Raw genomic sequence first — 12196 nt, 5'->3', positions numbered from 1 at the left:
GGGTGTCGGCGGGCGGTCCTAGGGTCCTGCCCTCACCACTTGGTGACCGCCATCACTCGGGAGGCGTCGTGCGCCGTACTGCTCCATCCACCCTCGTCGCGGCGACCGCCGCGCTCGCGCTGGTCTGGCCGGCGTCCCCGGCCCTCGCCGCCGGTGCGGACGACGACCCCGCGCGCCACGCGCTGCGCAGCGGCGTCACCGAGGACAGCTTCTACTTCCTCATGGCCGACCGCTTCGCCAACGGCGACCCCGGCAACGACACCGGCGGGATCCCCGGCGGCAAGGACGAGCACGGCTTCGACCCGACCGCGAAGGGCTACTTCAACGGCGGCGACCTCGACGGCCTGCGCGCGCAGCTGGACTACGTCGAGGGCCTCGGCACCGACGCCATCTGGCTGACCCCGGTGTTCCAGAACAAGGCGGTGCAGCTCGAGGACGGCCCGTCGGCCGGCTACCACGGCTACTGGATCACCGACTTCACCCGGATCGACCCGCACCTGGGCACCAACGCCGATCTCGCCGAGCTCGTCGACGCCGCGCACGACCGCGGGATCAAGGTCTTCTTCGACATCATCACCAACCACACCGCCGACGTCATCGGCTACGAGGAGGGCGCGCGGACGGCGTACGTCCCCAAGGACGTCGAGCCCTACCGGACGGCCGGCGGGGCGCCGTTCGACGACCGCGACCACGCGGGCACCGGCGACTTCCCCGACCTCGACCCCGCGACGTCGTTCCCCTACACCCCGGTCCTCGCGCCGGGGGAGGAGGACCTCAAGGTCCCGGCCTGGCTCAACGACCCGACGCTCTACCACAACCGCGGCAACACCACATTCACCGGCGAGGACAGCCAGTACGGCGACTTCTTCGGCCTCGACGACCTCTTCACCGAGCACCCGCGCGTCGTCGACGGGATGATCGACATCTACCGCACCTGGGTCGAGGACTTCGGGATCGACGGGTTCCGCATCGACACCATGAAGCACGTCGACGACGCATTCTGGCAGGCCTTCGGCCCCGGCATCCTCGACTTCGCCCGCAGCCACGGCAAGCCGGACTTCTTCATGTTCGGCGAGGTGGCCCTCGACGGCAGCGACGCCGCCGCCAAGGCCTTCACCTCCCACTACACCGGCCACAACGGCATGCAGGCGGTGCTCGACTTCCCCTTCCAGTGGGCGGCCCGCGACTTCGTCTCCCGGCAGCGCAGCGGGCGCGCGCTCGCCCGGTTCTTCCGCGACGACGACTGGTACACCGACGCCGACAGCAACGTGCACTCCCTGCCCACCTTCCTCGGCAACCACGACATGGGCCGCTTCGGGCACTTCCTGGCCGTCGACGACCCCGACCGCAGCGCGGCGGAGCGACTGCGGCGTGACGTCCTCGCCCACCAGCTCATGTACCTCTCCCGCGGCAACCCGGTCGTCTACTACGGCGACGAGCAGGGCTTCACCGGGACCGGCGGCGACCAGCTGGCGCGGCAGTCGATGTTCGCCAGCCAGGTCCCCGAGTACGCCGACGACGACCAGCTGGGCTCCGCGGAGACCCCGGCCTCCGACAGCTTCGACACCGACCACCCGCTCTACCGCACGATCGCCGGCCTGGACCGGCTGGTGGAGCGGCACCCGGCGCTGAGGCGGGGCGCCCAGCAGGTCCGGTCCGCCGACCGCGACGTCGTCGCCTTCTCCCGGATCGACCGGCGGCAGCAGCGGGAGTACGTCGTCGTCCTCAACACCGCGGAGCGCCCGCGGGCGCTGCGGGTCCCGACCTGGGTCCGCGACGGCCGGTTCCGCAAGGTCCTCGGCCAGGGCCCCGCGACTCGCGAGAGCGGCCGCGACGGCGACCTGCGGGTCACGGTGCCGGCGCTCGGCGCGGTGGTCTACGCCTCCACCGCGCGGATCCCGGCCTCGCGGCGGGCACCCGCGGTCCGGCTGGCAGAGCCGGCGCCGACCAAGGTCGCCCGCAGCCGCACCAAGGTGGTGGCGAAGGTCGGCGGCGACTCGTTCTACGAGGTCACCTTCCAGGCCAAGGTCGGCGGCGGGCGCTGGCGCGACATCGGCACCGACGACTCCGCGCCGTACCGCGTCTTCCACGACACCCGGGACCTCGCCACCGGGACCCGCGTGCAGTACCGCGCCGCCGTCCTGGACAACCGGGGTCACAGCCGCACCAGCGGCGTGCGCGCGACCCGGGTGGCACCGCCGACCGTCGACCTGACCACGTCCGGGGAGCGCGGCACGGTGAGCAACGTCGACCCGGTGACGGTCACCGCGGTCGTCGACCCCGAGCGCCCGGCGCAGTCGGTGCGGTTCGAGCGCAGCGTCGCCGGCGGGGCGTGGGAGGTGCTCGGCACCGACACCTCCTCGCCGGCCTACCAGGTCAGCGACGACGTCTCCGCCCTCCCGCTGGGCACGCGGGTCCGCTACCGCGCGGTGCTCGTGGAGCGCGGCACGCCTCGCGTCGTCGGCGGTCCGGTGACCGTCACCACGGCGGCGCCGACGCCGGCCCGGGAGTCGGTCACGTTCGCGGGCAGCCTGCAGTCGGAGATCGGCTGCGCCGCCGACTGGGACCCCGCGTGCGAGGAGAGCCGGCTCGCCTTCGACCCCACCGACGGCCGGTGGCACGCGACGTTCGAGCTGCCGGCCGGCAGCTACGACTGGAAGGTCGCGGTCGACGGGTCCTGGGACGAGAACTACGGGGCCGGCGGTGCGGCGGGCGGCGACAACCTCACGCTCGTCGTGCCCGAGGGGGGCGCGACGTACCGCTTCACCTGGGACCAGGTGAGCAAGGAGCCGTCGGCCACACTGGTGCCATGACCCGCCCCGGCGCGCCCGTCCGACCCGACCCGAGCGCGCTGGGACCTGCCGCCCGGCAGGCGGCTCTCGACGAGCTGGCCGCCCCCGACCGCGAGCTGGACGTGCTCGTGGTCGGGGGCGGGATCGTCGGCACCGGGGTGGCCCTCGACGCGGTGACCCGCGGCCTGTCGACCGCGCTCGTCGAGCAGCGCGACCTCGCCAGCGGCACGAGCAGCCGCTCCTCGAAGCTCGTCCACGGCGGCCTGCGCTACCTCGAGATGCTGGACTTCGGACTGGTCCGCGAGGCCCTGCACGAGCGCGGCCTGCTGCTGACCCGGCTGGCGCCGCACCTGGTCCGGCCGGTGCCCTTCCTCTACCCTCTGACCCACCGCGGCTGGGAGCGGCCCTACGTCGGCGCGGGGCTCGCGCTGTACGACGGGCTGGCCGCCCTCGCCCCGGGCGGGTCCGGGCTGCCGCGGCACCGGCACCTCACCCGCCGCCAGGTCGCCCGGATGGCCCCGGACCTCCGCGTGGACAGCGTCACCGGCGCCATCCGGTACTTCGACTGCCAGGTCGACGACGCGCGCCTCGTGCTCACCGTCGCCCGGACCGCCGCGGCGCACGGCGCCGCCGTCGCGACGCGGACGAAGGTCACCGGCTTCCTGCGCGAGGGGGAGCGCGTCGTCGGGGTCCGGGCCACCGACCTGGAGACCGGACGCGAGCTCGAGGTGCGCGCCAAGGTCGTCGTGAACGCCGCCGGTGTCTGGACCGACGAGGTGCAGGAGATGGTCGGCGGTCGCGGCGCCCTGCACGTGCAGGCGTCCAAGGGCATCCACCTGGTCGTGCCGCGGGACCGGATCCGCTCCGAGGCGGGCTTCATCGTGCGGACCGAGACCTCGGTGCTCTTCGTCATCCCGTGGGGGCGGCACTGGGTGATCGGCACCACCGACACCGAGTGGGACCTCGACAAGGCGCACCCCGCCGCGAGCCGGACCGACATCGACTACGTCCTGGAGCGGGTCAACGCGATCCTGCGCGAGCCGCTGGACCACGACGACGTGGAGGGCGTGTACGCCGGGCTCCGGCCGCTGCTGAGCGGGGAGTCCGAGCCGACGTCGAAGATCTCGCGCGAGCACACCGTCGTCACCCCCGTCCCCGGCCTGGTGATGATCGCCGGCGGCAAGCTCACGACGTACCGGGTCATGGCGCGCGACGCCGTCGACGCGGCCGCCCACTCCCTGCGGACCACCGCCGGCCTGGCGGTGCGCGACTCGATCACCGACCGGGTCCCGCTCGTCGGGGCGGAGGGGTACGAGGCGCGCACCAACCAGCGGGTGCAGCTCGCCCGCGCCTCGGGCCTGCACGTGGCGCGGATCGACGCGCTGCTGGGCCGGTACGGCGCGCTCATCGACGACGTGCTCGCGCTCGTCGCCGAGCGGCCCGAGCTCGCGCGCCCGCTCGACGGTGCGGACGACCACCTCGCGGTCGAGGTCGTCCACGCCGTGTCCCACGAGGGCGCCCGCCACCTCGACGACGTCCTCACCCGGCGCACCCGCATCTCGATCGAGACCTTCGACCGCGGCACCCGCGCCGCGCCGGGCGTCGCCGCGCTGATGGCGACCGAGCTCGGGTGGGGCGAGGAGCGCACCGCCGACGAGGTCGACCACTACCTGCGGCGGGTCGAGGCCGAGCGGCAGAGCCAGCAGCGGCTCACCGACCAGGAGGCGGACGAGGCGCGGGTCAAGGCCCCCGACATCGTCTGACCGTCCCCTCGGTCGTCGCGGGTCGACCTGGGGGGCGCCTGCGGCTCCCGCCGTGGGCGGGGGCCCGGTCTACCAGCCCTGCGCTCGTGCCTCGCTCCGGGCCGCCAGACCCAACCACGACCGGGCCCCCACCCCCGGCGTGCGCCTCCGGCGCCCGCGGGGTGGGCTCGGAAGCGCTTGTGGCTCCCCACGAGGGCGGGGGCCCGGTCTACCAGCCCTGCGCTCGTGCCTCGCTCCGGGCCGCCAGACCCAACCACGACCGGGCCCCCACCCCCGGCGGGCGCCTCCGGCGCCCGCAGGGGCGAGGCGGCCCGTTGACAACTAGAACGTGTTCCACCGATGCTGGCGACCACTGAGACCCACGTCACACCCGTGCGCGACGTGGTCGACCCGAGGAGCGCCCGTGACCCAGGCACCGCCGCCGCCGGACATGAAGCTGCAACGCACCAGCCGCGACCCGAGCACGTTGCCGGACCGGCTCGCGGCCTGGTTGGCGCGGGAGCTCCCGCCAGGGGCGGACCCGGTGGTGGTCGTGCACTCGGGCGCCGACGCCAACGGGATGTCCTCGGAGACGCTGCCGCTCGACGTGACCTGGACCCAGGGCGGCGAGCAGCGCACCGGGCGGTACGTCGCGCGGGTCGCGCCGGCCGCGGAGGACTTCCCGGTCTTCCCCGACTACGCGCTGGGCGACCAGTACGACGCGATGCGGCTGGTGAGGGAGCTGACCGCCGTGCCGGTGCCGGTGGTGCGGTGGATGGAGCCGACCGGGGAGGTCCTGGGGACGCCGTTCTTCCTGATGGACCGGGTCGAGGGGGTCGTGCCCCAGGACGTGCTGCCCTACAACTTCGGCGACAACTGGCTCCACGACGCCTCGCCCGAGGAGCAGCGCCGGCTGCAGGACGCGACCGTCGGCGTGCTGGCCGGGCTGCACGGCGTGCGCGACGCCGCGACGACGTTCGCCTTCCTCGACCCCGCCCGCCACGGCCACGCCGGGGCGACGCCGCTGGAGCGGAACCTGGCGCGGACCCGGGCCTGGTACGACTTCGCGGTCCCCGACATCGGCCGCTCGGCCGTCACCGAGCGCGGCCTGGCCTGGCTCGAGGCGAACCTGCCGCCGGACCAGGGCGACACCGTGCTGTGCTGGGGCGACTCGCGGATCGGGAACGTGCTCTTCGAGGACTTCGCGCCCGTCGCGGTGCTCGACTGGGAGATGGCCACGGTCGGGCCCCGGGAGCTCGACCTGTCCTGGATGGTCTTCGCGCACCTGGTCTTCGAGTCGATCACCGGTGCGCTCGAGCTGCCCGGCATGCCGCACTTCCTGCGCGAGGAGGACGTCCTCGCGACGTACCGCGAGCTCACCGGGGTCGAGGTCGGCGACCTGCACTGGTACCACGTCTACAACGCGGTCCAGTGGTGCATCGTCTTCCTGCGCACCGGTGCCCGGCAGATCCACTTCGGTGAGATCGAGCGGCCCGACGACCCCGACGGGCTGATGCACCACAAGCCCCTGCTCGACCGCCTCCTGGCCGAAGCGGGGGCCTGAGCCGTGGTCGGCCCGCTCGACGAGTACCCGCTGCACCAGGCGCCCCTCCCCGTCACCTGGCCCGCGAGCAGCGACCGCAACTTCTACGACCGCTGCTACTTCAACGCCCACGACCGCACCGGCGAGCTGTTCCTGATCACTGGGCTGGGCTACTACCCCAACCTCGGCACCAAGGACGCCTTCCTGCTGCTGGCCCGCGACGGGAGGCAGACGGCCGTCCACCTCTCCGACCTGTGCGACGACGACCGCCTCAACCAGCACGTCGGCGGCTACCGGCTCGAGGTCGAGGAGCCGCTGCAGCGCATCCACCTCACCCTCGAGGAGACCGAGGGGATTGCTGCGGACCTCACCTGGGAGGGCTCGTTCCCGGTCCTCCAGGAGCTGCCGCACGTCCTGCGCTCCGGCGCCCGGGTCACCCTCGACGCGCAGCGCTTCGCCCAGGTCGGCACCTGGCGCGGCCACGTCGTCGTCGACGGCGAGCGGATCGAGGTGACGCCGGACCGCTGGGTCGGCACGCGGGACCGCTCCTGGGGCATCCGCCCGGTGGGCGAGGCCGAGCCGGCCGGGGCGCCCGCGGACCCGCCGTTCGACGGGATGTGGTGGACCTACGTCCCGATGCGCTTCGAGGAGTACGCCGTCGTGCTCATCCTCCAGGAGGACCCGTCGGGCTACCGCACCCTCAACGACTGCCACCGCGTGCACGCCGACGGCCGGGTCGAGCAGCTCGGCTGGCCGCGCGTGCAGGTGCACTACGCCTCGGGCACCCGGAAGCCGACCGGCGCGACCATCACCTGCACCAGCGGTCGCGGGGAGGAGGTCCGCCTCGAGGTCTCCTCGCTGCTGGCGGCGCCGCTCCACGTGGGCGGCGGGTACGGCGGCGACCCCGACTGGACCCACGGGGTGTGGAAGGGCGAGAAGTTCGTCGAGCGGCTGACCTACGACATGGCCGACGAGGCCGTGCAGGGCCGGTTCATGTTCGGCTGCGTCGACCACGTCGGCCGCGCCGTCCTGCACGAGGGTGGGCGGACGGCCGAGGGCTGGGGCCTCTTCGAGCACTTCGCGATCGGCCGCCACGACCCCAGCGGCTTCGCCGACTGGTTCGCCACCGCGCCCTGACGCGCGCCCCACCACCCACGCGGACCGCCGCGCCCACGACGTACCCACGACGTACCCCAGGAGCACCCATGACCCTCGACCGCGACGCCTTCTTCATCGACGGCGGCTGGGCGGCACCCGCCACGTCGGCGACCCTCCAGGTGGTCTCGCCGCACAGCGAGCAGGTCGTGGCGACCGTGCCGGAGGGGTCGGCGGCCGACGTCGACGCCGCGGTCGCCGCCGCCCGCCGCGCGTTCGACGAGGGGCCCTGGCCGCGGATGTCGCCGGAGGAGCGGATCGAGGTGGTCCAGGCCTTCGCCGGGCTGTACGCCGCGAGGCTGGCGGAGATGGCGGACCTGATCACCATCGAGATGGGCTCGCCGACGTCGTTCTCGAACCTCGCCCAGTCGCCGGCGCCGTGGATGCAGATCGAGTCGTTCCTCGCGATCGCCCGCGCCTTCCCCTGGGAGGAGACCCGTCCCGGGGCGCTGGGGCCCGAGGTCATCGTCCGGCGCGAGCCGGTCGGCGTGGTGGCCGCGATCCCGCCGTGGAACGTCCCGCAGTTCACCACGATCTCCAAGGTCGTCCCGGCCCTGCTGGCCGGGAACACGGTCGTGGTCAAGCCGGCCCCCGAGACCCCCCTCGACGGCTACCTGCTCGCCGAGCTGCTCGCCGAGGCCGGGGTGCCCGCCGGCGTCGTCAACATCGTCGCCGCCGGCCGGGAGGTCGGCGAGCACCTGGTGGCGCACCCCGGCGTGGACAAGGTCGCCTTCACCGGGTCGACCGCCGCCGGCCGCAGGATCGCTGCGGTGTGCGGCGAGCAGCTCAAGCGGGTCAGCCTCGAGCTCGGCGGCAAGTCCGCCGCGATCGTCCTCGACGACGCCGACCTCGCCGCCACGATGGAGGGCCTGAGGTTCGTCGCGCTGATGAACTCCGGCCAGGCGTGCGTGGCCCAGACCCGGATCCTCGCCTCCCGCGCCAACTACGACGCGGTCGTCGACGCCCTGGCCGAGACCGTCTCCGGCATGGCCGTCGGGGACCCGGCCGACCCGGCGACCGAGATCGGCCCGATGGTGGCCCAGCGCCAGCAGGAGCGGGTCGAGAAGTACATCGCGCTCGGCCAGGAGGAGGGTGCGCGCGTCGTCGTCGGGGGCAACGGCATGCCCGAGGGGCTGGACCGCGGCTGGTACGTCCGGCCGACCGTGTTCGCCGACGTCGACAACCGGATGCGGATCGCGCAGGAGGAGATCTTCGGCCCCGTCCTGTCGGTGATCGCGTTCGACGACGTCGACGACGCCGTGCGGATCGCCAACGACTCCGAGTACGGCCTGGCCGGGACGGTCTGGACCGGGGACCCCGCCGCGGGGCTCGACGTGGCGCGCCGGGTGCGTGCCGGGACCTACGGCGTCAACACCTACACGATGGACTTCGCGGCACCGTTCGGCGGGTTCAAGGCCTCGGGGATCGGCCGCGAGTTCGGGCCGGAGGGCCTGGCGCAGTACACCGAGCTGAAGTCGATCTACCCCACCGCGCCGGCCATGTGAGCCGAACGGCCGACCCGGTTGACAAGGCGGACGACTGTGTAAAGCCCCACAATCCCTACCGCCGGGTAGTCCGGGAGACCGCGGTCACATACCCTCGGTACATGAGCGCCTCCTCACCGACCCCGTCCGGCGGCCCGCTCGTCGAGGGCCCCCGCGACCCCGAGCACGAGCCGGGGGCGACGTACGCCCTCGAGCCGGACCACGTCGCGTCCCTGACCCGGCGGGTCGTCTCCTCGTCGGGGGAGACCAACGCGGTGTTCTCCCCGCTGGACGGCGCACCGCTTGCCCACGTCCCGCAGAGCAGCGACGCCGACGTGGCCGAGGCGTTCGCCCGGGCCCGTCGCGCCCAGCAGGCATGGGCCCGCACCAGCGTCGACGAGCGCGCCGCGACCCTGCTGCGGCTGCACGACCTGGTGCTGGACCGGCAGGACGAGATCGTCGACATGGTCGTCCTGGAGTCCGGCAAGGCGCGCAAGCACGCCTTCGACGAGGTCCTCCACGTCGCGATGACCGCCCGCTACTACGGCCGCACGGCCCACCGGCACCTCGACACCCGCCGGCACCCCGGCGTGATGCCGGTGCTCACCCGGGTGGACGTCAACCGCGTGCCCAAGGGCGTCGTCGGCGTCATCTCGCCGTGGAACTACCCGTTCACGATGGCGCTGTGCGACGGCCTCCCGGCGCTCCTCGCCGGCAACGCCGTCGTCGCGAAGCCGGACGCCCAGACGATGCTGTCCGCGCTGCTGGGTGCGCAGCTGCTCGAGGAGGCCGGGTTCCCCGCCGACCTGTGGCAGGTCGTGGCCGGGCCCGGCTCGCGGGTCGGCGGCGGCATCGTCGAGCGCGCCGACTACGTCTGCTTCACCGGGTCCACCGCCACGGGCCGGGTCATCGCCCACGGCTGCGCCGACCGGTTGATCGGCTGCTCCCTCGAGCTCGGCGGCAAGAACCCGATGCTCGTCCTGCGCGACGCCGACCTGGAGCGGGCCGCCGAGGGCGCCGTCCGCGCGACGTTCTCCAACGCCGGCCAGCTCTGCGTGTCCGTCGAGCGGCTCTTCGTCGCCGACCAGGTCTACGACCGCTTCGTCGAGCGGTTCGTCGCCCGCACCCAGGCGATGACGCTCGGTGCGACCCTGGACTGGGACAACGACATGGGCTCGCTCATCTCCCAGGCCCAGCTCGACGCCGTCGTGCACCACGTCGACGAGGCGGTCGCCAAGGGCGCCCGGGTGCTCACCGGGGGCAAGGCCCGGCCCGACCTCGGGCCCTACATGTACGAGCCGACGATCCTCGAGGGCGTCACGCCCGACATGGCCTGCTTCCAGGACGAGACCTTCGGCCCGGTCGTCTCCCTCTACCGCTTCCACGACGAGGCCGACGCCGTCGCGCGGGCCAACGAGGGGGAGTACGGCCTCAACGCCGCGATCTACAGCCAGGACGGTGCCCGGGCCCGGGCGATCGCCCGGTACGTCAAGGCCGGCACCGTCAACATCAACGAGGCCTTCGGTGCCACGTTCGCCAGCATCGACGCGCCCATGGGCGGCATGCGGCAGTCCGGCGTGGGCCGCCGGCAGGGCGCCGAGGGCATCCTGCGCTACACCGAGACCCAGTCGGTGGCGACCCAGCGGCTGCTGCGGTTCGCACCCGTCCTGGGCATGTCCGACGAGACCTACGCGAAGGTGATGACCGCCAACCTCCGCCTGATGAAGAAGCTGGGGCGTGCCTGATGACGACCGACCGACCTGAGCAGGCCCGCGACTTCGACGTCCTCGTCGTCGGATCCGGCTTCGGCGGCTCCGTGGCCGCCCTGCGGCTGACCGAGAAGGGCTACCGCGTCGGGGTGCTCGAGGCGGGCGCCCGGTTCCGGGACGAGGACTTCGCCGAGACCTCCTGGGACGTCAAGCGCTACCTGTTCCGACCGGAGGTCGGCTGCTACGGCATCCAGCGCATCGACGCGCTGCGCGACTGCCTGATCGTCTCCGGTGCCGGCGTGGGCGGCGGCTCGCTGGTCTACGCCAACACCCTCTACGAGCCGCTGCCGGCGTTCTTCAACGACCCGCAGTGGAGCCACATCACCGACTGGAAGTCCGAGCTCGCGCCGTTCTACGACCAGGCCAAGCGCATGCTCGGCGTGGTCGAGAACCCACTGCGGACCCCGGCCGACGACGTGATGGAGAAGGTCGCCAGCGAGATGGGCGTGGCCGACACCTTCCACCCGACCCCGGTCGGCGTCTTCTTCGGCGGCCCCGGCCAGGAGAAGGGCGAGCAGGTGGCCGACCCGTACTTCGGCGGCGCCGGTCCCGAGCGCACCACCTGCATCGGCTGCGGTGCCTGCATGAGCGGCTGCCGCCACAACGCCAAGAACACCCTGGTCAAGAACTACCTCTACCTGGCCGAGGAGGCCGGTGCGAAGGTGCTGCCGCTGACGACGGTCACCCGGATCGCGCCCCGCGAGGACGGCGGGTACGACGTCCACGTCCGCTACACCAAGGCCAAGACGCCCCGACGGTCGGCGACCCGCGTGCTCACCGCCGACCAGGTGGTGCTGGCGGCCTCGGCGCTGGGTACGCAGCGGCTCCTGCACCGGATGAAGGACGAGGGGCACCTGCCGCGGGTCTCCGACCGCATCGGCTACCTCTCCCGGACCAACTCCGAGTCGATCCTGGGCGCGATCGCGCCCGACACGAAGATCGACTACAGCGAGGGCATCGCGATCACGTCCTCCTTCCACCCCGACGACGACACCCACATCGAGCCGGTCCGCTACGGCAAGGGCAGCAACTTCATGTCCATGCTGCAGACCGTGCTCACCGACGGCGACGGCCCGGCCCCGCGCTGGCGCACCTGGGTCAAGGAGACCTGGAAGCAGCGGCGCAACATCACCGATCTCTACGACCTGCGGCACTGGTCGGAGCGCACGGTGATCGCGCTGGTGATGCAGAGCCTGGACAACTCGATCACGACGTACACCAAGCGGATCCCGGGCACGAACCGCCGCTTCCTCACCTCGCGCCAGGGCCACGGCGTCCCGAACCCGACCTGGATCCCGGCCGGCAACGCCGCGGTCCGGCTGATGGCCAAGATCATCGGCGGCACGCCGGGCGGCAACATCGGCGAGCAGTTCAACATGCCGCTGACCGCCCACTTCCTCGGCGGCTGCGCGATCGGCGACTCCGCCGAGACCGGGGTGATCGACCCCTACCAGCGGGTCTACGGCCACCCCGGCCTGCACGTCTCGGACGGCTCCGCGGTCACCGCCAACCTCGGCGTGAACCCGTCGCTGACGATCACCGCCCAGGCCGAGCGGGCGATGTCGCTGTGGCCGAACAAGGGCGAGCAGGACCGGCGCCCGGCGCTCGGCGCGGACTACCGCCGGGTGGACCCCGTCGCCCCGCGCTCGCCGGTCGTCCCCGACAGCGCGCCGGGGGCCCTGCGGCTCCCGATCGTCGGGGTCTCCTGAGC

At 73.2% G+C, this 12196-nt stretch carries 7 protein-coding genes; all 7 read left to right on the top strand.

Going from position 1 to position 12196, the window contains the following annotated elements; translation table 11 throughout:
* Positions 1 to 68: 68 nt before the first annotated feature.
* Positions 69 to 2813 carry an alpha-amylase family glycosyl hydrolase gene (locus tag OSR43_RS17390; RefSeq protein WP_302268003.1) on the top strand — a complete coding sequence of 915 codons (2745 nt, stop codon included), beginning with the start codon at positions 69 to 71 and terminating at the stop codon, positions 2811 to 2813.
* Positions 2810 to 4555 carry a glycerol-3-phosphate dehydrogenase/oxidase gene (locus OSR43_RS17385; RefSeq protein ID WP_302268001.1) on the top strand — a complete coding sequence of 582 codons (1746 nt, stop codon included), beginning with the start codon at positions 2810 to 2812 and terminating at the stop codon, positions 4553 to 4555. The genes OSR43_RS17390 and OSR43_RS17385 overlap by 4 nt, the downstream gene beginning before the upstream one ends.
* A gap of 403 nt (positions 4556 to 4958) precedes the next feature.
* A complete protein-coding gene (locus OSR43_RS17380; RefSeq protein WP_302268000.1) occupies positions 4959 to 6098 on the top strand; it encodes a phosphotransferase family protein in 1140 nt (379 codons plus the stop codon).
* Between the two features lie 3 nt (positions 6099 to 6101).
* Positions 6102 to 7214: a hypothetical protein gene (locus tag OSR43_RS17375; protein WP_302267999.1), complete on the top strand. Its 1113-nt coding sequence runs from the start codon at positions 6102 to 6104 to the stop codon at positions 7212 to 7214.
* Between the two features lie 68 nt (positions 7215 to 7282).
* Positions 7283 to 8737: an aldehyde dehydrogenase gene (locus OSR43_RS17370; protein ID WP_302267997.1), complete on the top strand. Its 1455-nt coding sequence runs from the start codon at positions 7283 to 7285 to the stop codon at positions 8735 to 8737.
* Positions 8738 to 8838: 101 nt separating this feature from the next.
* Complete coding sequence (locus OSR43_RS17365; RefSeq protein WP_302267996.1) at positions 8839 to 10461, top strand: succinic semialdehyde dehydrogenase; 1623 nt, start codon at positions 8839 to 8841, stop codon at positions 10459 to 10461.
* Entirely contained in the window at positions 10461 to 12194 is a 1734-nt protein-coding gene (locus OSR43_RS17360; protein WP_302267995.1) for a GMC oxidoreductase, read from the top strand. The genes OSR43_RS17365 and OSR43_RS17360 overlap by 1 nt, the downstream gene beginning before the upstream one ends.
* Positions 12195 to 12196: the final 2 nt, after the last annotated feature.

Source organism: Nocardioides sp. Arc9.136 (genome assembly GCF_030506255.1).
GTDB lineage: Bacteria > Actinomycetota > Actinomycetes > Propionibacteriales > Nocardioidaceae > Nocardioides.
The sequence above is the reverse complement of the archived record's forward strand: the minus strand, read 5'-3'. Positions and strand labels throughout refer to the sequence as shown.